The sequence below is a fragment of the Blautia sp. AM23-13AC genome (genome assembly GCF_003435675.1).
Lineage (GTDB): Bacteria > Bacillota > Clostridia > Lachnospirales > Lachnospiraceae > Fusicatenibacter > Fusicatenibacter saccharivorans.
Genome location: NZ_QTUL01000004.1, coordinates 121,725 through 141,313, shown reverse-complemented (window position 1 = coordinate 141,313; position 19,589 = coordinate 121,725). Strand labels below are relative to the sequence as shown.

Below are 19,589 nucleotides of genomic sequence, written 5' to 3'. Positions count from 1 at the left end.
ATGAAAAGTCTTGGAGTCTACTTGAAGCACTACAAAAAAGAGAGCATCATTGCTCCTTTGTTCAAGCTTCTGGAAGTCGTATTCGACCTTCTGGTGCCGATGGTTGTTGCCCAGATCATCGATGTGGGTATCGCCGGCAATAACCGTCCGTACATCGTCAGCCGTTTTGGAATCCTGGTTCTGATGGCGGCAGTCGGACTTTGCTGCAGTTTCACCGCACAGTACTTTGCGGCAAAAGCCAGCGTCGGCTGTGCGACAGAACTTCGCCAGGCAGTATTTGACCATATCCAGGCTCTGTCCTTTACCGAGCTGGATACGATTGGAACCGATACGCTGATTACCCGTCTGATCAACGATATCAACCAGGTGCAGAATGGAATTAACATGGGTCTGCGTCTGCTGCTGCGAAGCCCGTTTATCGTATTTGGTTCCGTTGTGATGGCATTTACCGTCAATGTAAAATGTGCCATTGTATTCCTGGTAACCATTCCGATTCTGTTCGTTGCCGTTTTTGGCATCATGCTGGTCAGCATTCCGCTGTTCAAAAAAGTACAGTCAGCGCTTGACCGCGTCACCGGAATGACAAGAGAGAACCTGACCGGCGTCCGCGTCATTCGTGCATTCTGCCGTGAGGAGCAGTCCGTTGCCGATTTTGAGAAGAGCAACGACGAGCTGACCCGTCTGAACGAATTTGTCGGAAAAATTTCCGCACTGTTAAACCCGCTGACTTATGTTCTTATCAACATCGCAGCCGTTGTCCTGATCTGGCAGGCAGGTCTTCAGGTCAACATCGGCAGTATGCAGCAGGGACAGGTCGTCGCACTTTACAACTACATGCTGCAGATCATTGTGGAGCTGATTAAACTGGCTTCCCTGATCATCACCTTAAACAAATCCGTTGCCTGTGCAGAACGTGTTTCCGGTATACTGGCCGTTCCGACCAGCATGGCTTACCCGGCAAAGAGCGGCGCTGCAAAGAAAGTCAGCGGAGATGCTGCTGTTACGTTTCAAAATGTCAGCTTCACCTACGAGGGAGCCGGCGCAGAGAGTCTGTCGGATATCAGTTTTACTGCAAAACGCGGTCAGACCATCGGAATCATCGGCGGTACCGGAAGCGGAAAATCGACTCTGGTCAGCCTGATTTCCCGTTTTTACGATGCGACAGGCGGTGAAGTATTCCTTGACGGTGAAAACGTGAAAGATTACACCAAAGAAGAACTTTGCCGTAAGGTTGGCGTCGTACAGCAGAGAGCTGTGCTCTTTAAGGGAAGCATCCGCGACAACATGAAATGGGGCAAGGAGGATGCCACCGATGCAGAAATCTGGGAGGCACTCACCACAGCCCAGGCAAAAGAAGTGGTGGAAGGAAAACCGGATCAGCTCGATTTTATGCTGGAGCAGAACGGAAAGAATCTCTCCGGCGGACAGAAACAGCGTCTTTCCATCGCGCGTGCGCTGGTAAAGAAACCGGAAATCCTGATTCTGGACGACAGCTCGAGTGCGCTTGACTTTGCAACGGATGCAAAACTCCGCAAGGCCATCCACAATCTTGAAGGAACTACCACCACATTCCTCGTATCCCAGAGAATCGCCGGCATCCGTCAGGCAGATCAAATCCTGGTACTTGGAAATGGTACGCTTGAAGGAAACGGCACACACGAGGAACTGATGAAAACGTGTGAGGTTTACCGCGAGATTTACTTCTCTCAGTTCCCGGAAGAGCGTGCATCCTATCATAACGAAAGCGGGGTGATCGCATGAAAAAGACAGAAAACAAGTCCGGAAAGAGCGGCATGCAGGTGATGAAAAAACTGATGGCGTTTATTGGAAATTACAAGATTTTCCTGGCCTTCAGTATTGTGCTGGCTGCGATTACCGTTATTTTACAGCTGTATATCCCAATCCTTTTCGGTGATGCGATCGATGAAGTTGTAGCAGCCCATCAGGTCAATTTCCCGGAAATGTGGTTCTATCTGAAACGAATCGTATTCTTTACCCTCGTTTCCGCCCTCTCTGCGTGGGTGATGAACCTGATTAACAACCGTATGACGTACCGCATTGTGCGCGACCTGCGTTCCCAGGCGATCCGCCATATCCAGGTGCTTCCACTGTCCTATCTGGATCAGCACAGCTCCGGAGACATTGTAAGCCGTGTCATCACAGATACCGATATCTTATCGGACGGTCTGCTGCTTGGCTTTACACAGCTCTTCTCCGGTGTGGTAACCATTATTGTGACACTGTTTTTCATGTTCTCAAAGAATGTATGGATCACACTCCTTGTGATCTGTCTGACGCCGCTGAGCTTCTTCGTGGCAAAATTTATTTCCGGCCGTTCGTTCAAAATGTTCCAGAAACAGAGTGAGACGAGAGGAAAACAGACCGCACTCATCGATGAGATGATTGGAAACCAGAAAGTAGTCAAAGCCTTCGGTTATGAGGAAAAAGCTTCCGAGCGCTTTGCAGAGATTAACAAAGATCTGCAGAAATACAGTCAGCAGGCCGTATTCTACAGCTCGCTGACCAACCCGTCTACCCGTTTTGTCAACAATGTCATCTATGCCGGAGTTGCCCTTGTGGGAGCGTTTATGATACCGGGCGGCGCGCTGACCGTCGGCGGACTTTCCGTTCTGCTGTCGTATGCAAACCAGTATATGAAACCGTTCAATGATATCAGCTCCGTTATCACAGAAATGCAGAACGCACTTGCGTGTGCAGGCCGTATCTTTGCCCTTCTGGAAGAAAAAGAGGAGAGCGCTGATCCGACCGGAACGATCGATCAGGTGACGGGAAATGTGACCATTGACGAGGTAGCGTTCAGTTATGACAAAGACAAAAAGCTGATTGAAAACTTTAATCTCGACGTACAGCCGGGCATGCGTGTTGCGATTGTCGGTCCGACCGGATGCGGAAAGACCACATTTATCAACCTGCTGATGCGTTTCTATGACGTAGATGCCGGAAAGATCTGCATCGACGGAAAGCCGATCGACGGGCTGTCCCGCCATGCACTCCGCAGCTGCTTTGGTATGGTGCTGCAGGATACGTGGATCAAGCAGGGAACTGTGCGCGACAATATCAGCTTCGGAAAGCCGGATGCGACCGAGGAGGAGATCATTCGTGCGGCAAAAGAGGCACACAGCTGGGAGTTCATCAAACGTCTGCCGAAGGGACTTGATACGGTTCTGAGTGAAGACAGCATCAGCCAGGGACAGAAGCAGCTTCTCTGCATCACCCGTGTGATGCTCTGCCTGCCGCCGATGCTGATTCTCGACGAGGCAACCTCCAGCATCGATACCCGTACCGAACTGCAGGTTCAGGAGGCGTTTGACAAGCTGATGCAGGGCAGAACGAGCTTTGTGGTTGCACACCGCCTGTCAACCATTCGCAATGCTTCCCTGATTCTTGTCATGAAAGACGGAAAGATCATCGAGCAGGGACGCCACGAGGAGCTGCTCGAGAAGAAAGGCTTCTACTACAATCTGTACAACAGCCAGTTCCAGGCGTCATAAAATATGGTTTAACCAAATCGAGAAAGTCCCCTGCTTTCCAGAGGAATATCCTTTGAGAAAGAGAACAGCAGATCTATGCCGTACATACGATTTTGAGGCGTGTGTGCGGTAGATCTGCTGCTTTTTTTATATAACGGGAAATTTCGTTGAAATTCCCCGTTATATAAAAAAGCCCTCCGGGCAGGATCGCACTGCGGCGGAGAGGAATTATGTCGCTAAAGCGACCCGCCGCAGGCGGAGAATCCTGCAAAGCAGGATTCTTTCTTAGATATTTTTCCAATATTTCGAAAAAAATACGGCAGGGGGTATTGACGAATCGTATCACAGGTGCTATAGTTTTACAAAAATAAAAAAAGACGTAGAAGTTTTTAGAAAATGTGCGGAGAGCCTTTGGAAATTTAATTTTTGAAAGGTGCACGACCGAAGAAGTAAAACTTTCAGGTGCCGGTTCTCTTCTTAAAACAAGAATGGGAGGAAACGGCGAGGACTAAAAACGGAGTGGTCTCTGGAGAAGCTCTTGAAAAGAGTGCCGAAGGTGCAATGCAGCGATGCAGAATCTCTCAGGCAAAAGGACAGAGTCAAAAAAAGATACAGAAGAAAAACAGCCGCGGAACAAGAAAAGCGGTGCGCAGGAACGAAAAAAAGTTTTCGGAAGCGCAGTTTTTGCTGTATTTTTCAATCAGAGCCATGTTCTGCAGGATATCCCGCGGAAGATGGTATTTTTTTTCTCAAAACGGTGCGGATGTGTGATCCGGATCGTTCAGACCATACGTCGAATGGAAAGGGAGAAAAGAAAATGGATGCATGGAATCAGGTAATTGCACAGATCAGCGATGTGCTCTGGAACAGCGTACTGCTGTTTCTGCTGGTGGGAACGGGAGTTTATTTCTCAATCCGGACCCGGTTTGTACAGGTAAGAAAGTTTAAGACGGCGTGGAACCGTGTCTTTGGCGGGTTTTCACTAAAGGGTAAGAAAGCCGGAAAAGACGGTATGACTTCCTTCCAGGCACTTGCAACCGCGATCGCTGCACAGGTTGGAACCGGAAATATCGCAGGATGTGCGACCGCACTCGTATCCGGCGGCCCGGGAGCCATCTTCTGGATGTGGCTCGCAGCGTTCTTTGGCATGGCAACGATCTACGGTGAGGCGTATCTCGCACAGATCTCAAAACGCCGCGATGAGAGCGGAGAGGTCATCGGAGGACCGGTTTACTACATCACCCACGCGTTCAAGGGAACGTTTGGAAAAGCGCTGGCAGGCTTTTTCGCCGTCGCTGTTATCCTGGCACTTGGTTTCATGGGAAATATGGTACAGTCGAACTCCATCAGTGATGCATTCTACACCGCATTTTCTGTACCAAAATGGGTGATGGGTGTCATTGTAGCAGTTCTTGCCGCATTCATTTTCATCGGAGGAATCTCCCGTATTGCATCGTTCACGGAGAAAGTTGTTCCGGTAATGGCGGCACTGTATCTGCTCGGAGCACTTGTTGTGATTCTGATCAATATTCAGCATGTGCCGTCAGCTGTGGCTTCCATCTTTATCGGTGCCTTCCGCCCGGATGCCGTATTTGGAGCAGCGGCAGGTATCACGGTGCGCAGGGCGATGCGCTACGGCGTTGCCCGCGGTCTGTTTTCAAATGAAGCCGGTATGGGTTCTACCCCGCATGCCCATGCGATTGCAGATGTGGAAAACCCGGAGGATCAGGGAGAGGTTGCGATGATCGGTGTGTTCATTGATACATTCGTTGTCCTGACCATGACCGCACTCGTTATCCTTTCTTCCGGCGTTCTGGAAGAGATGATGAATGCCGGTGTTGTAGGAACACCGGTTGCGCAGGCGGCGTTTCGGACCGGCCTCAAAGGCTTCGGACCGGCGTTCGTAGCAGTCTGCCTTCTGTTCTTTGCCTTTTCCACCATCGTCGGCTGGTACTTCTTTGCAAGACAGAATGTACAGTATCTGTTCGGAAAAAAAGCAGTTGTTCCGTTTTCGCTGATCGTCGTTGTGTTTGTGTTCCTGGGATCCCTGCTGAAAGTAGATCTCGTATGGAACCTGTCAGACCTTTTTAACGGGCTGATGGTTATCCCGAACCTTATGGCGCTCATTGTTCTTGCCGGAACGGTAGCAAAAGCAGCAAAAGGGGAAAAAGTAGAATTTTAACAAAAAAAGAGACGGGAAAGCCCACGGTGTATGCGGCTTTCCCGTCTTTTTGCTGCGCTGTATCTGATAAAAAAGAAAGACCGGCAGGGGAGCTACCGGTCTTTCAAGGGGAGTATAAATAATTAATAAGGGGTTATTAATTGTAAAAAAATTTATGAAGGGTAAATTCTTTTACAAAAATGATTATAATACAGATACTAGGAAAAAGCAACATCGAAATTCAAAAGTTGGAAAAAATTACCACAATTTGGAAACAAGTGATCCGAAATGGGGAGAAAGCCGGTGCTTTTGGGAAGACAATCCCCACTTTGCGGTACATATCGTGGAAAAACAGGGATCCGCATGCATAATCTGAGCCGAAAAAGCGATACTAAAGGATGTCGCAGGACAAAACAAATATCCAGGAGGAAACAGATTATGACAAGAAACAGCAAAAATGAATACAGCAAAAACGAGTACAGCAAAAACGGATATGAGAAAAGCGAATACAGCAAAAACCAGAAGAACAGCAGAGACTGCAACCGTGTGAAAGACCGTGAGATGTCATCCTACGGCCAGCAGAACCGGGAGCAGGACGAGGAGAAGAAATCCGAAAAATATTAAGTGACTTTCTGGGTTTCCGGCAGAGAAAAGCCGGCGGCAGGTTCGATGCGGACTCTGCCGCCGGTTTCTGCATACATATAAAACAGGAGAGAAAGTCAGGATCCGGAGAGGGGGACCAGGATATGGCAGGCATGACACTGCTGGCGGCAGATCAGCTGGACTGGTACGTGGGAAAACCGTGGGCAATGATTATCGATGTGCGGAACCGGCGGGAATACGAAAAAGGGCATGTCAAAGGAGCTGTGAATCTTCCTTACGACCACCTGCTCGAACGGGTCTGTCTTCCACGGGACAAAATTCTTGTTATCTGCTGTGAACGGGGCGCTGCGAGCATGGCGGAGGGAAAGCGGCTGGCGGAGAACGGATACGAGGTAAAAACGGTCATCGGCGGAATGCATGCATACCGTGGAAAGTATCTGGTGATGGGCGAAGAATTGTGATGGAACGACAGAGGTACCGCAACATTTCTTCTTGTCAAGCGGGAAAAGATACGGTAAGATGAAACAGAAAGAAAAATAATCGAAAACACAAAACGAAAGTGAGATAAAGATATGAAATACATGTTTGCATCCGATATTCACGGTTCTGCCTATTACTGCAGAAAAATGCTGGAAGCTTTCGAGGCAGAGGGCGCAAGCCGCCTGTTTCTGTTAGGAGACCTTCTCTATCACGGGCCAAGAAACGATCTTCCGAAAGAGTATGCGCCAAAACAGGTTATTGCCATGCTGAATGAGAAAAAACAGTACCTCACCAATGTACGAGGAAACTGTGACGCAGAAGTAGACCAGATGGTGCTGGAGTTCCCGGTTCTGGCAGATTACGGGCTTCTGATCGAGGGAGGCCACACGTTCTATATGAGTCATGGACACATCTACAACGAGCAGAATCTGCCGCCTTTGATGGATGGAGATATTTTCCTGTACGGCCATACGCATGTCCTGCGCGCAGAGAAAAAAGGCGCACATACCTTCCTGAACCCGGGTTCCGTATCGCTGCCGAAAGAAGGAAATATCCCAACGTATGCGATTCTCGAGGACGGCGTGTTTACGATCAAAGGTTTTGACGGCACGGTCGTAAAACAGCTCACATTATAAGAGGGGACGGGAGAGTATGGAATTATATGAACTGATTGCCCCGTGCCACTTTGGCCTGGAGGCGGTGATGAAACGTGAAATTCTCGATCTCGGCTATGAAATCGAGTGTGTCGAAGACGGAAAAGTAACGTTTCTGGCAGATGCAGAGGGAATCGCCTACGCCAACCTGTTCCTTCGTACGACCGAGCGTATTCTGCTGAAAGTAGGGCAGGTCCATGCCGAGACGTACGATGAACTTTTTGAGGCGACAAAAGCACTTCCGTGGGAAAAATTCATCCCGAAAAACGGAAAATTCTGGGTAACAAAGGCAAACTCCATCAAGAGTAAGTTGTTCAGCCCGTCCGATATCCAGTCGATCATGAAAAAAGCGATTGTAGAGCGTTTAAAACAGGTATACCACATGGAGTGGTTCCCGGAGGATGGTGCACAGTACCCGATCCGTGTTTCGATCTTAAAAGATGAAGTCACGATCGGACTGGATACTTCCGGCGTTTCCCTTCATAAGAGAGGATACCGGAAACTGACAGCCAAAGCGCCGATCACCGAGACACTTGCGGCTGCGCTCATCATGCTGACACCGTGGAAAGGGGACCGGATTCTCGTCGATCCGTTCTGCGGAAGCGGTACCTTCCCGATCGAGGCGGCGATGATGGCAGCTGACATTGCGCCGGGACTCAACCGATCCTTCCTTGCGGAGCAGTGGAACCATCTCGTACCGAAAAAATGCTGGATGGATGCCGCAGAGGATGCCCGCTATCGGATCCGGAATGATGCAGAGACGGATATTCAGGGCTTTGACATCGATGGCGATGTGATTAAGAGCGCGCGTGAAAATGCAAAACTGGCCGGTGTGGACCATCTGATCCATTTCCAGCAGCGCCCGGTTGCCGAACTGTCACACCCGAAAAAATACGGTTTTTTGATTACGAACCCGCCATATGGTGAACGACTGGAGGATAAAAAAGATCTTCCGGCCCTGTATCAGACCTTAGGAGAGCGGTACCGTGCACTCGATTCCTGGTCGATGTACCTGATTACGAGCTACGAGGACGCCGAGCGGTATCTCGGCAAAAAGGCGGACAAGAACCGTAAGATTTACAATGGAATGCTGAAAACCTACTTTTACCAGTACGCCGGACCGAAGCCGCCGCGCCGGGAAAAAGAGCAGAAATAATACAAAAAGAAGCAGTGCCGAATGATTTTCGGCGCTGCTTCTTTTTAGTGATAAAAATTTTAGGAAAATCTCATATTTTCTTGAAAATAATGCGTTACTGTGCTAAACTGTCCTCATGCGAAATTTTTTCATCAAGCGGAGGAAACCATGAACGGACAGGAGATCAGAGACAGACTGCTGCATTCCTATGAGAGAAGCTACGATATCGTAAAGCCGTCCGAAGTAAACGGCCATATCTACGATGCCTGTGCAAGCTACCACGAGAGCGGAGCGAAATACGTACTCTCAAAGAAAGCAGAGCTGTGGAGGATCAGCTGCCATGAACACGCGTATTTTAAAGCGGTGGAAGAACTGAACGAACAGGACGTCGAAATATTTCTGACGGATCTGACAGAATGGATAGAGCCAAAGGTGGTTCGAGAAGGGAAGGAAGTACCGGATACCGACCACATGTACACATTGGTGACCGGTATTTTTTTTGCGGACAAACCGGTTGCAGACAGCGTAAAAAAGAAAATCCGAAAGTACAGGTATTATAAAAACTATCGGTTTTCTCTGCGGGGTTACTGTCAGGTTCGGCTTCTTGTTTTTGATACGGCGGAACAGAAAGTATTCGGAAACCGGGCGGCCTGGGAATTGGTAAAGGGATACGCTAAGATGTTCCGGTCTTAGTTATCTATAAAATATTCTACCAAAAGAGGGAGGAAAAACAAATGAATAGTATTCTTGTACTGGTTATCGGAATCGGCATTCTGATCGCCGGATACGTATTCTACGGAAAATGGCTTGCCGAGCAGTGGGGTGTCGATCCGAAACGGAAAACCCCTGCGTTCACCGAGGAAGACGGTGTGGACTATGTTCCGGCAAAAGCTCCGGTCTTAATGGGACATCATTTCTCGTCCATCGCAGGCGCAGGCCCGATCAACGGACCGATTCAGGCAGCTGTCTTTGGATGGGTTCCGGTTCTTTTATGGGTACTCATCGGCGGTATTTTCTTTGGAGGCGTTCACGATTACGGCGCACTGTTTGCGTCCCTGCGCCACAAAGGACAGTCTATCGGTGAGGTTATCGCAGACACGATGGGAAGCAAAGCGAAAAAACTCTTTATTGTATTTGCTTACCTGACCTTGATTCTCGTTGTCGCAGCATTCGGTTCCATCGTTGCAAACACCTTTAAAGCGACCTATACCGAGAGCGGCGCTGTCGATGTGGCAGCAAGCTCCGCCAATGCAACAACGGCTATGATTTCCATTCTGTTTATCGTACTTGCCGTTGTGTTCGGCTTCATGGTATACAGAAGAAATGTATCTCTTGGCGTTTCTACCATCGCAGGCATTGCAGCAATCGTTGTCTGCGTAGTTGTTGGCGTAAACTTCCATCCGATCTATCTCTCCGAGACAGCATGGATGGTGATTGTTGGTATCTATATCACAGTAGCTTCCGTTGCACCGGTCTGGATTCTGCTTCAGCCGCGTGACTACTTAAGCTCCTTCCTTCTGTACTTTATGATGATCGTAGCCGTTGTCGGTGTCATCGGAAGTGCCCTGATGGGCCATGCATCCCTTGATATCCCGGCTTTCACCGGTTTCAAAGATACGCTGGCTCCGACCGGAAGCTCTCTTGGATTTATGTTCCCGGCACTGTTCGTAACGATTGCCTGCGGTGCAATTTCCGGATTCCACTCACTCGTTGGTTCAGGAACTACATCGAAACAGCTTGACAATGAGAAAAATGCCCGCCCGATCGCATACGGCGGTATGCTGATTGAGTGTGCACTTGCAATCGTATCTCTGTGTGCAGTCGGCTACATCTGGTCCAGATACGCAGACGGAACCACCGTTGTTCCGACCGCTGTATTTGCAACCGGTATCTCCGAGATGGTAGCAACCATTCCGGGACTTGGCGGATCGACCCATGTACTGTACTCTCTGCTGGTTCTGACTGTATCGGTATTCTGCCTGACTTCTCTGGATACCGCAACCCGTCTGGCAAGATACATGTTCCAGGAGTTCTGGCTTGAGCCGGGACAGACTTACAAAGAGGCAAACGGCTACAAAGCCGTTCTGACCAATCCGGTTGTATCAACCGTTATCACCGTAGTACTCGGCATCGGCCTTGGCCTGACCGGTTATTCCAAAATCTGGCCGCTGTTCGGTGCATCCAACCAGCTGCTGGCAGCCATCGGACTTCTTGCTGTTGCCACCTGGCTCGGAAAAGTCGGCAAAAACAACAAAATGTTCCTGTTCCCGATGGTATTCATGCTGATCGTAACCATCACATCCCTTGTACAGACCCTGATCGCAAACTTCAAGGGCCTTGGCGCAGGCGTTGGCATCGGCTGGTGCGTAGCACGTATCGTGCTGGCAGGCCTGCTTGTCATCCTGGCGCTGATCCTGGCTTTCGATGGATTCAAGACTCTGGCAAATCAGAAAAAAGCAAAATAATGTGTGATTACAAAAAAAGGCTCCCGGATAAAACGGGGGTCTTTTTTTGTGACAGGGTTCTTGTGTTTGCGTCACACATACGGTATAATGATCGCAAGTTATTTCAGCGTGAAAGAAGGAAAACGGTTATGAAAAAAATTGTATTTGCAACAGGAAATGCCGGCAAAATGAAAGAAATCCGTGAAATCCTTGCGGATCTGCCGGTGGAAATTTATTCGATGAAAGAAGCCGGCATTTCGGTCGAGATCGATGAGAACGGCAAAACCTTTGAGGAGAATGCAAAAATCAAAGCACAGACCGTTGCCGGATGCACAGACGGCGGCACGATCGTGCTGGCGGATGACTCCGGTCTGGAAGTGGATGCCTTAAACGGCGAGCCTGGTGTCTATTCGGCAAGATATATGGGAGAGGATACGTCCTACCGCATCAAAAATCAGAGCCTCGTTGACCGCCTGGAGGGCGTGCCGGTGGAAAAAAGAACGGCACGATTCGTCTGTGTGATTGCAGCCGCCTTCCCGGATGGAACAGTCTGTACCACCAAAGGAACGATCGAGGGAAAAATCGGTTACGAGGAACGCGGGGAGAACGGTTTTGGCTATGACCCGATTTTCTATCTGCCGGATATGAGCCGCACGACCGCAGAACTTTCTCCGGAAGAGAAAAACGCAGTCAGCCACAGAGGAAAAGCACTGGCGGCGATGAAAGAACAGATTGCATCATATTTGAAATAAGAAGAGGGAAGAGAATGAGTATGAAATTTCTGATAGTGAGCGATACCCATGGACGGATGTATAACCTCGAGGAGGCCATGGAACGTGAGGAGTTCGACGGCATGATCCACTGCGGTGACGTGGAAGGGATGGATGACCTGATCAAATCCAAGGTAAACGGCCCGTGCTATATGGTCATGGGAAATAACGACTGGTTTTCAAACCTCCCGGCGGAGATTCAGGTGAACATTGATGATTACCGTGCCTTTATCACACACGGTCATAACTACGGCGTATCGCTCGGCCTGGAGGGAATCTATGCGGAGGCGCTTTCCAGGGGTGTGGATATCGTACTGTTCGGCCATACGCACCGGCCGGTCGCAGAAAAGCGTGGAAATCTCTGGATTGTCAATCCAGGCAGCCTCACGTATCCGCGTCAGATGGGAAGAAAACCAAGCTATGCCATGCTGACGATCAACGAAGAGCATGAGCTTTCGGTGGAAATCAAGTATCTGGATTAAAAAACGGGTCGAAAAAGGGCGGAGAACAGCCCAAAATCGAATGAATTATCGCAACTAACATGACTATTCCAAAGAAAACAGGGTAGTACCGGAGCAGGTTCTGACTAATCCTTAAAAAGTTTGTCAAAAAAATACAATTTAGGTGTTGACAGATGAGAAAAGATATGATAAGATCTCTTTGTTGTCCGGTGAGAGCAAAACAACACAAAAAACATTTTGAAAAAAATGAAAAAAAGTGTTGACAAACCGAAAACAATGTAATATAATAAATCTTGCGTCGAGCGCGAAAGGGTTAAACGCAAATCGGGAAACCTTGTTTACGGGGTGTGGCTCAGCTTGGCTAGAGCGCCTGGTTTGGGACCAGGAGGTCGCAGGTTCGAATCCTGTCACCCCGATGTCGTGCGGGTGTAGTTCAATGGTAGAACACCAGCCTTCCAAGCTGGATACGTGGGTTCGATTCCCATCACCCGCTTGCTGCTACGATTTTGTAGAAGCTGTGTGCTTGTAGCTCAGTTGGATAGAGCAACGGCCTTCTAAGCCGTGGGTCGGGGGTTCGAATCCCTCCAAGCACGCTTCACTAAAATTAAATAGTGAAAAAAGACTGTAAGTCGTAATTATGGTGGGTATAGCGCAGTTGGTTAGCGCGCCAGATTGTGGCTCTGGAGGCCAAGGGTTCGAATCCCTTTATCCACCCTGCCAGCAAGGCGAAACATTGGGCTATCGCCAAGCGGTAAGGCACAGCACTTTGACTGCTGCATTCGCTGGTTCGAATCCAGCTAGCCCAGTTGGATGCAAAAGTATACGGAGCATTAGCTCAGTCGGTAGAGCACTTGACTTTTAATCAAGTTGTCCGGGGTTCGAATCCCCGATGCTTCACTAAATAACCCGTAGAAAACGCCCATGGAGGTTTTCTATGGGATTTTTCTTTTTCTCGAAAAAATAATATGCGGTTATGACGGAATTGGCAGACGTGCAGGATTTAGGTTCCTGTGCCTTTCGGCGTGTGGGTTCGAGTCCCACTAACCGCAGAAAAATCCACAGCAGTAAAATGACAAAAATCAGATTCTAAATAATTGCAGCAAAAATATTCGCGCATCAAATATCTTAAAAACTCCAAACAGAACCGAAAATCAAATAGAGAATAGATAGAGGAAAAATGGTATGACAAGAGAAAAGTATGAGTCATTGCCTTTGAGCATGCTGAAAGCGCTGGCAAAATCCAGAAACATGAAGGGGATTTCCACCCTGCGGAAAGAAGCGCTGATTGAGCGGATGCTGGAAGAAGATCAGAAAGAAAACCAGAAAAACATGGAAGAGCCGGCGGTTCTAAAAGAGGAAAAAAAGACGGAAACTGTACAGGATCAGAATCAGGAACCGCAGGAAAAGCGGGAGGACGGTATGGAGCGCCAGAATCGGGAAACCTCGGAAAACGGCACCGCGCGCCCGTACCAGAGACCGCGGTATGTCCGCCGGGAAGAGCGCAGTGAAAACGGAGAGCGCCAGGAGTACCGTCCAAGAGCGCCGCGTTTCAATGAGCGTAGATTTCAGGAACCACGGAATTATAATCAGAATAACCGTGAGGAAGAGCAAAGACAGGAGCCGCGTCAGGAAGCAGGGCAGGAAATGAGACAGGAGCCGCTGCGTCAGGAAGCAAGACCAGAGACGAGACAGGAACCGCGTCAGGAAACCAGCACGCTCGACAGCGGCCAGGAGGCCTGCGGCATCCTCGAGGTCATGCCGGACGGATTTGGATTTATCCGCTCCGACAACTATATGCCGGGCGACAGCGATGTCTACGTTTCTCCGTCCCAGATCCGCCGTTTCGGACTGAAAACGGGAGATATCATCCGCGGAAACACGAGAGTAAAGTCCGCAACCGAAAAATTCAGCGCCCTTTTATACTTAAAGAGCGTCAACAATCTGCCGCTCGACCAGATCATGCGCCGCGGCAATTTCGAAGATATGACACCGGTCTTCCCGGATGAGCGGCTGCGCCTTGAGCGCCCGGGCGGAAGCATGGCGATGCGGATCGTGGATCTTGTAAGTCCGATCGGAAAAGGCCAGCGAGGCATGATCGTCTCCCCGCCGAAAGCCGGAAAAACGACGCTTTTGAAGGATGCGGCAAAATCCATCCTGCGGAACAACCCAGAGATGTATCTGATCATCCTTCTGATCGACGAGCGTCCGGAGGAGGTCACCGACATTAAAGAAGCGATTCAGGGATCGAATGTGGAAGTCATCTATTCCACCTTCGATGAGCAGCCGGAGCACCACAAACGCGTGTCCGAGATGGTCATTGAGCGCGCGAAACGTCTTGTGGAGAGTAAAAAAGACGTTACGATCTTCATCGACAGCATCACACGTCTCGCCAGAGCTTACAACCTGACCGTTCCGCCGAGCGGCCGTACCCTTTCCGGCGGTCTCGATCCGGCAGCACTCTACATGCCGAAACGGTTCTTCGGCGCGGCCAGAAACATGCGCGAGGGCGGAAGCCTGACGATTCTTGCAACGGCGCTTGTGGACACCGGAAGCAAGATGGACGATGTCGTTTACGAGGAATTCAAAGGCACCGGAAACATGGAACTCGTGCTCGACCGGAAACTGCAGGAACGCCGCGTCTTCCCGGCCATCGACATAGCCAAATCGGGAACAAGAAGAGAAGATCTGCTTCTGACACCGGATGAGCAGGAGGCCGTTTACAATATGCGGAAGGCATTAAACGGCATGAAATCCGAGGAAGCCGTGGAAAATATTCTGAACATGTTTGCCCGCACCAGAAACAACGGCGAACTGATTCAAATTTTAAAGAAACAAAAAATAGTATAAGGCTTGCAATTTTCAAAATTGTGTGATACAATGAGAAAGCTGTGCAAGGTTGATGAGATTTTGTCAGCCTGAAATACGAAATCATCAGAGTAAATCTGAGAAGATAACAATATTAAGAAGAGGTGAATAAAATGAGAGAAGGAATCCATCCAGAATACCATCAGGCAACTGTTACCTGCAACTGCGGAAATACTTTCGTAACAGGTTCTACCAAGAAAGAGATCCATGTTGAGATCTGTTCTAAATGCCATCCGTTCTACACTGGCCAGCAGAAAGCTGCTGCAGCTCGTGGACGTATCGAGAAGTTCAACAAGAAATACGGCATGAAATAAGAATTGAATCAAGCAAGATGAAAAACGGGCTGAGGTTGGAAGATCTCAGCCCGTTCTTGCGTTACGGATGCAGAAAATCCCCTTTGAGGAGGTAAACGTAAATTATGAAATCATCCAATATTGGCGGCCAGGCCGTGATGGAAGGCGTCATGATGATGAACAAGGACCGCTATTCCGTCGCAGTACGCCGGCCGGACGGGGAGATTGAGGTTAAAGTAGAGCAGCACAAGCCGCTGACAAAGCACAAGGGGCTTTTAAAAGTTCCGATTCTGCGCGGTGTCTTCAGCTTTGCCGATTCGATGATCGTCGGCATGAGTTCCCTTATGTACTCCGCTTCGTTCTATGAGGACGAGGAGGAGGAAAAGAAAAAGCCGGCGACGAAAGAGGAAGAGGAGCAGCAGAAAGCGAAAAAAGAAAAGACAGACAAGCTGATGATGTACGGAACCGTCACATTTTCCGTTGTCATCGCCGTCGTTCTCTTTCTGATGGTGCCGTACTTCCTGTCCGAACTGCTGCACAAAGCGGGAGCCGGAACGACACTGACCGCGGTGGCAGAGGCCTTTGTGCGTGTGGCACTGTTCCTCGGCTATCTGGCAGCCATTTCCCGTATGGAAGACATTCAGCGCGTGTTCATGTACCACGGCGCCGAGCATAAATGCATCAACTGCGTTGAGCACGGTCTGGAACTGAACGTGGAAAACGTCTTAAAGAGTTCCCGGGAGCACAAGCGCTGCGGAACGAGCTTTCTGATGTACGTCATCGTCATCAGCATCATCTTTTTCATGTTCATCCGGGTCGATTCCCCGCTGCTGAAAATTGTGATCCGCCTGCTTCTCATTCCGGTGATCGCGGGCGTTTCGTATGAAATTATCCGCCTGGCGGGAAAAAGTGACAATAAACTGGTCAACCTGATCAGTAAACCGGGCCTGATGCTGCAGCGCCTGACGACGCGCGAGCCGGATGCCGAGATGGCAGAGGTTGCGATCGCCGCTGTGGAGGCTGTGTTTGACTGGAGAGCGTACCTGAACGAAAACTTTGGTTATACGTACCCGGCCAAAACCGAAAAGAAAGAACATGAGGAGCCGTGACCGATGAGTGTGCACGATAGAAAAAACTTGAAATCTGCACTGGAATCCGCTATTCTGTACTTACAAAAGCAGGGGGTGGAGGAAGCCCGGCAGGACGCATGGCTTTTACTGGAGCATGTCTGCGGGATCAGCCACAGCACCTACTTTGTACACAGTGAAGATGAAATGCCAAAAGAACAGCAGGAGCAGTACGAAGCGCTGGTCAGAAAGCGCGGCGAACACATTCCGCTGCAGCAGCTGACCGGAGAGGCGTGGTTCTACGGAATCCCTTTTTTTGTGAATGAGCATGTACTGATTCCGCGGCAGGACACCGAGATTCTTGTGGAGGAAGCGCTCCGCGGCCTTCCAAAAGATGCACGGATTCTCGATCTCTGCACCGGTTCGGGATGCATTCTCATATCGCTTCTTGTAACGAGAGAGGACTGCACGGGAATCGGCGCGGATCTCTCCGAGAAAGCCTTACAGGTTGCGGAAAAGAACGGCGCACAGGTGGGCGGACGGGCATCGTTCGTAAAGAGCAACTTATTTGAAAACATCGAGGGAACCTTCGATGTGATCGCAAGCAATCCGCCGTATATCCGCACGGATGTGATTGAAACGCTGATGCCGGAGGTGCGCGACCATGAGCCGCGGATGGCACTCGACGGCAGTGCGGACGGTCTTGTCTTTTACCGGAAGATTACAGAGCAGGCAGGAAGCTATTTAAAAGAGGGCGGAAAGCTCTGTTTTGAAATTGGATATGATCAGGGAGATGAAGTGCGGGAGCTGATGGAAACCCACGGCTTTGCCGATGTACAGGTTCTGAAAGATCTGGCAGGCCTGGACCGCGTGGTGACCGGTATCTGGCACAAAAAACCCTGACAGAAATGAATTTTAATTTTGACACCATAATGACATCATAAACAGACGAAAACAGCAAAAAGGAGCAGTCATTTTATGTTTGATAAACTTGATGATATCCTCATGCGTCTCGAGGAGGTACTGAATCAGTTAAGCGAGCCGGACGTCGCTGCCGATGCGGCGAAGTTCCAGAAGCTGATGAAGGAGCAGGCAGAACTCCAGCCGATCGCAGACGCATATAAGGACTATAAAACACAGAAACAGACCATTGAAGAGAGCCTGATGCTTCTCGAGGAGGAATCCGACGAAGAGATGCGCGAAATGCTGAAAGAAGAGCTCTCCGATGCGAAAAAACGCGTAGAGGAGCTGGAGCAGGAACTCAAAGTCCTGCTTCTGCCGAAAGACCCGAACGATGACAAGAACGTTATCGTAGAGTTCCGCGCAGGTGCCGGCGGAGACGAGGCGGCACTCTTTACCGCAGAAATCTGCCGTATGTACATCAAATACGCAGAGAGCCGCGGCTGGAAAACAGAGCTGACCAGCGCCGATGAAAACGGAATCGGCGGCTTTAAAGACGCAACACTTCTGATCAACGGAGCAGGCGCGTACTCCCGGATGAAGTACGAGAGCGGCACACACCGCGTACAGCGTGTGCCGGAAACCGAGTCCGGCGGAAGAATCCATACCTCAACCATGACCGTAGCGATCATGCCGGAGGTGGACGACGTCGAAGTACAGATCGACCCGAAAGATTACAAATTCGATGTATTCCGTGCTTCCGGAAACGGCGGCCAGTGTGTCAATACGACCGACTCAGCAGTCCGTCTGACCCACTTCCCGAGCGGCATTGTCATTTCCTGCCAGGATGAGAAATCACAGTTAAAGAATAAGGACAAGGCACTGAAGATTCTGCGTGCCCGTCTGTATGACTTAGAGCAGCAGAAACAGCACGATGAGATGGCCGAGCTTCGAAAGAGCCAGGTCGGAACGGGAGACCGCTCTGAGAAGATCCGTACGTACAACTTCCCGCAGGGACGTGTGACGGATCACAGAATCAAACTGACCTTATACAAACTGGACGCCATCATGAACGGCGATCTGGATGAAATCATCGACAGTCTGATTGCAGCCGATCAGGCCGCAAAGCTGAGCAGCATGCAGGAAGAAGCATAATAATAAACGCTGCGAATCACGATTGGTCTACAGGATCGATTGTTGATAGAATAAACAAGAGAAAAAAGGGGAAAAGAGAAAGGGAAAACGCTATGAAGAAAACAGCACTTGTGATCATGGCAGCCGGAATCGGCAGCAGATTTGGAAAGGGAATCAAACAGCTTGAGCCAGTAGGACCAAACGGGGAGATCATCATGGATTATTCCATCCACGATGCACTGGAAGCCGGCTTCAACAAAGTAGTCTTCATCATCCGCAAGGATCTGGAGAAAGATTTCAAGGAAGTCATCGGCAACCGCATCAGCAAAATCACAGAGGTGGAATATGCATTCCAGGAGCTCGATGATCTGCCGGCAGGCTTTGCAAAACCGGAAGGCCGTACCAAACCGTGGGGAACCGGCCAGGCCGTTCTTGCCTGCAAAGGTCTTGTAAAAGAGCCGTTTGCTGTTATCAATGCTGATGACTATTACGGAAAAGATCCGTTCGTAAAACTGCACGACTACCTCGTACAGGAGCATGATGTGGATGAAGTTATGCCGATCTCCATGGCAGGATTCGTGCTTGGAAACACCTTAAGTGACAACGGCGGTGTTACAAGAGGTGTCTGCGTCGTTGATGAAAACGGAAACCTGACCGGTGTCAACGAGACGAAAAACATCGTAAAGACCGCAGAGGGCGCAGGCGTTGAAAAAGAAGACGGAACGGTTGATCCGATCGGCAAAAACTCCCTTGTTTCCATGAACATGTGGGGACTGCAGCCGGAGTTCATTGATCTTCTGGAGAAAGGCTTTATTGAATTCCTTTCAGCACAGAAAGAGGGAGATGTAAAAGGCGAGTACCTCCTTCCGATCTACATCGACGAGCTGCTGCACGCAGGAAAAGCAGAAGTAAAAGTTCTTCCGACCGACGCAGAGTGGTTCGGCGTAACGTATCAGGAAGACAAAGCTTCCGTAACAGAAGCATTCCGCAAACTGATTGCGGACGGCGTATACAGCGAGAAGCTGTACGACTAATTACGATATTTTGTTATTTGAGTGAATAACCAGAAAAAGCGTGTTTGAATGATTGCAAAAAATTTCAGACACGCTTTCTGCCCGAAAGGGGAAAGGAG

The 19,589-nt window shown here is 49.7% G+C and carries 17 protein-coding genes, 7 tRNA genes and 1 riboswitch; all 24 genes read left to right on the top strand.

Going from position 1 to position 19,589, the window contains the following annotated elements:
* The 24 genes from DW642_RS06780 to DW642_RS06665 all read left to right on the top strand — a co-directional run bounded on the left by DW642_RS06780 (position 1) and on the right by DW642_RS06665 (position 19,491).
* Entirely contained in the window at positions 1 to 1,761 is a 1,761-nt protein-coding gene (locus DW642_RS06780; protein WP_117509755.1) for an ABC transporter ATP-binding protein, read from the top strand.
* Positions 1,758 to 3,512: an ABC transporter ATP-binding protein gene (locus DW642_RS06775; protein WP_242991140.1), complete on the top strand. Its 1,755-nt coding sequence runs from the start codon at positions 1,758 to 1,760 to the stop codon at positions 3,510 to 3,512. Before DW642_RS06780 ends, DW642_RS06775 begins: the two co-directional genes overlap by 4 nt.
* 495 nt (positions 3,513 to 4,007) lie before the next feature.
* Positions 4,008 to 4,098: riboswitch (glycine riboswitch) on the top strand.
* A 210-nt stretch (positions 4,099 to 4,308) separates the two neighbouring features.
* Positions 4,309 to 5,673 (top strand): alanine/glycine:cation symporter family protein, encoded by a 1,365-nt coding sequence (locus DW642_RS06770; RefSeq protein WP_117509679.1) that lies wholly within the window; start codon positions 4,309 to 4,311, stop codon positions 5,671 to 5,673.
* Between the two features lie 417 nt (positions 5,674 to 6,090).
* Positions 6,091 to 6,276 (top strand): hypothetical protein, encoded by a 186-nt coding sequence (locus DW642_RS06765; protein WP_117509678.1) that lies wholly within the window; start codon positions 6,091 to 6,093, stop codon positions 6,274 to 6,276.
* A gap of 122 nt (positions 6,277 to 6,398) precedes the next feature.
* On the top strand, positions 6,399 to 6,716 hold the full coding sequence (locus DW642_RS06760) for a rhodanese-like domain-containing protein (protein WP_242991139.1): 318 nt from the start codon (positions 6,399 to 6,401) through the stop codon (positions 6,714 to 6,716).
* Between the two features lie 111 nt (positions 6,717 to 6,827).
* Entirely contained in the window at positions 6,828 to 7,370 is a 543-nt protein-coding gene (yfcE, locus tag DW642_RS06755) for a phosphodiesterase (RefSeq protein ID WP_117509677.1), read from the top strand.
* 16 nt (positions 7,371 to 7,386) lie between these two features.
* Complete coding sequence (locus tag DW642_RS06750) at positions 7,387 to 8,544, top strand: THUMP domain-containing class I SAM-dependent RNA methyltransferase (protein ID WP_117509676.1); 1,158 nt, start codon at positions 7,387 to 7,389, stop codon at positions 8,542 to 8,544.
* Positions 8,545 to 8,691: 147 nt separating this feature from the next.
* A complete protein-coding gene (locus DW642_RS06745; RefSeq protein ID WP_117509675.1) occupies positions 8,692 to 9,216 on the top strand; it encodes a hypothetical protein in 525 nt (174 codons plus the stop codon).
* 41 nt (positions 9,217 to 9,257) lie between these two features.
* Complete coding sequence (locus DW642_RS06740; RefSeq protein ID WP_117509674.1) at positions 9,258 to 10,988, top strand: carbon starvation CstA family protein; 1,731 nt, start codon at positions 9,258 to 9,260, stop codon at positions 10,986 to 10,988.
* 128 nt (positions 10,989 to 11,116) lie between these two features.
* Positions 11,117 to 11,719 (top strand): XTP/dITP diphosphatase, encoded by a 603-nt coding sequence (locus DW642_RS06735; RefSeq protein ID WP_055265815.1) that lies wholly within the window; start codon positions 11,117 to 11,119, stop codon positions 11,717 to 11,719.
* A 14-nt stretch (positions 11,720 to 11,733) separates the two neighbouring features.
* Positions 11,734 to 12,219, top strand: coding sequence for a metallophosphoesterase family protein (locus DW642_RS06730; RefSeq protein ID WP_022462627.1), 486 nt, complete (start codon positions 11,734 to 11,736; stop codon positions 12,217 to 12,219).
* 320 nt (positions 12,220 to 12,539) lie between these two features.
* A tRNA-Pro gene (locus DW642_RS06725) sits at positions 12,540 to 12,614 on the top strand.
* 6 nt (positions 12,615 to 12,620) lie between these two features.
* Positions 12,621 to 12,691: transfer RNA gene (locus DW642_RS06720), tRNA-Gly, on the top strand.
* Positions 12,692 to 12,717: 26 nt separating this feature from the next.
* Positions 12,718 to 12,791, top strand: a tRNA-Arg gene (locus tag DW642_RS06715).
* Positions 12,792 to 12,838: 47 nt separating this feature from the next.
* Positions 12,839 to 12,912, top strand: a tRNA-His gene (locus DW642_RS06710).
* A 20-nt stretch (positions 12,913 to 12,932) separates the two neighbouring features.
* Positions 12,933 to 13,004: transfer RNA gene (locus tag DW642_RS06705), tRNA-Gln, on the top strand.
* Between the two features lie 18 nt (positions 13,005 to 13,022).
* Positions 13,023 to 13,095 (top strand) — tRNA-Lys (locus DW642_RS06700).
* Between the two features lie 70 nt (positions 13,096 to 13,165).
* Positions 13,166 to 13,247, top strand: a tRNA-Leu gene (locus DW642_RS06695).
* A 133-nt stretch (positions 13,248 to 13,380) separates the two neighbouring features.
* Entirely contained in the window at positions 13,381 to 15,045 is a 1,665-nt protein-coding gene (gene rho / locus DW642_RS06690) for a transcription termination factor Rho (protein ID WP_055227023.1), read from the top strand.
* A gap of 131 nt (positions 15,046 to 15,176) precedes the next feature.
* On the top strand, positions 15,177 to 15,377 hold the full coding sequence (gene rpmE / locus DW642_RS06685) for a 50S ribosomal protein L31 (protein ID WP_022462139.1): 201 nt from the start codon (positions 15,177 to 15,179) through the stop codon (positions 15,375 to 15,377).
* A 104-nt stretch (positions 15,378 to 15,481) separates the two neighbouring features.
* Complete coding sequence (locus DW642_RS06680; RefSeq protein ID WP_117509673.1) at positions 15,482 to 16,465, top strand: DUF1385 domain-containing protein; 984 nt, start codon at positions 15,482 to 15,484, stop codon at positions 16,463 to 16,465.
* A gap of 3 nt (positions 16,466 to 16,468) precedes the next feature.
* On the top strand, positions 16,469 to 17,326 hold the full coding sequence (gene prmC, locus DW642_RS06675; protein WP_055227020.1) for a peptide chain release factor N(5)-glutamine methyltransferase: 858 nt from the start codon (positions 16,469 to 16,471) through the stop codon (positions 17,324 to 17,326).
* A gap of 75 nt (positions 17,327 to 17,401) precedes the next feature.
* Complete coding sequence (gene prfA / locus DW642_RS06670) at positions 17,402 to 18,478, top strand: peptide chain release factor 1 (RefSeq protein ID WP_022462136.1); 1,077 nt, start codon at positions 17,402 to 17,404, stop codon at positions 18,476 to 18,478.
* Positions 18,479 to 18,570: 92 nt separating this feature from the next.
* Positions 18,571 to 19,491: a nucleotidyltransferase family protein gene (locus DW642_RS06665; RefSeq protein WP_117509672.1), complete on the top strand. Its 921-nt coding sequence runs from the start codon at positions 18,571 to 18,573 to the stop codon at positions 19,489 to 19,491.
* The last annotated feature ends 98 nt before the right edge of the window (positions 19,492 to 19,589 follow it).

Coding starts and splice junctions, on each gene's coding strand:
- DW642_RS06750 (WP_117509676.1), top strand. CDS start 7,387: ATGGAATTATATGAACTGATTGCCCCGTGCCACTTTGGCCTGGAGGCG.
- prmC (WP_055227020.1), top strand. CDS start 16,469: ATGAGTGTGCACGATAGAAAAAACTTGAAATCTGCACTGGAATCCGCT.
- DW642_RS06780 (WP_117509755.1), top strand. CDS start 1: ATGAAAAGTCTTGGAGTCTACTTGAAGCACTACAAAAAAGAGAGCATC.
- yfcE (WP_117509677.1), top strand. CDS start 6,828: ATGAAATACATGTTTGCATCCGATATTCACGGTTCTGCCTATTACTGC.
- DW642_RS06730 (WP_022462627.1), top strand. CDS start 11,734: ATGAGTATGAAATTTCTGATAGTGAGCGATACCCATGGACGGATGTAT.
- DW642_RS06770 (WP_117509679.1), top strand. CDS start 4,309: ATGGATGCATGGAATCAGGTAATTGCACAGATCAGCGATGTGCTCTGG.
- DW642_RS06740 (WP_117509674.1), top strand. CDS start 9,258: ATGAATAGTATTCTTGTACTGGTTATCGGAATCGGCATTCTGATCGCC.
- DW642_RS06745 (WP_117509675.1), top strand. CDS start 8,692: ATGAACGGACAGGAGATCAGAGACAGACTGCTGCATTCCTATGAGAGA.
- DW642_RS06765 (WP_117509678.1), top strand. CDS start 6,091: ATGACAAGAAACAGCAAAAATGAATACAGCAAAAACGAGTACAGCAAA.
- rpmE (WP_022462139.1), top strand. CDS start 15,177: ATGAGAGAAGGAATCCATCCAGAATACCATCAGGCAACTGTTACCTGC.
- rho (WP_055227023.1), top strand. CDS start 13,381: ATGACAAGAGAAAAGTATGAGTCATTGCCTTTGAGCATGCTGAAAGCG.
- DW642_RS06760 (WP_242991139.1), top strand. CDS start 6,399: ATGGCAGGCATGACACTGCTGGCGGCAGATCAGCTGGACTGGTACGTG.
- DW642_RS06775 (WP_242991140.1), top strand. CDS start 1,758: ATGAAAAAGACAGAAAACAAGTCCGGAAAGAGCGGCATGCAGGTGATG.
- DW642_RS06680 (WP_117509673.1), top strand. CDS start 15,482: ATGAAATCATCCAATATTGGCGGCCAGGCCGTGATGGAAGGCGTCATG.
- DW642_RS06735 (WP_055265815.1), top strand. CDS start 11,117: ATGAAAAAAATTGTATTTGCAACAGGAAATGCCGGCAAAATGAAAGAA.
- DW642_RS06665 (WP_117509672.1), top strand. CDS start 18,571: ATGAAGAAAACAGCACTTGTGATCATGGCAGCCGGAATCGGCAGCAGA.
- prfA (WP_022462136.1), top strand. CDS start 17,402: ATGTTTGATAAACTTGATGATATCCTCATGCGTCTCGAGGAGGTACTG.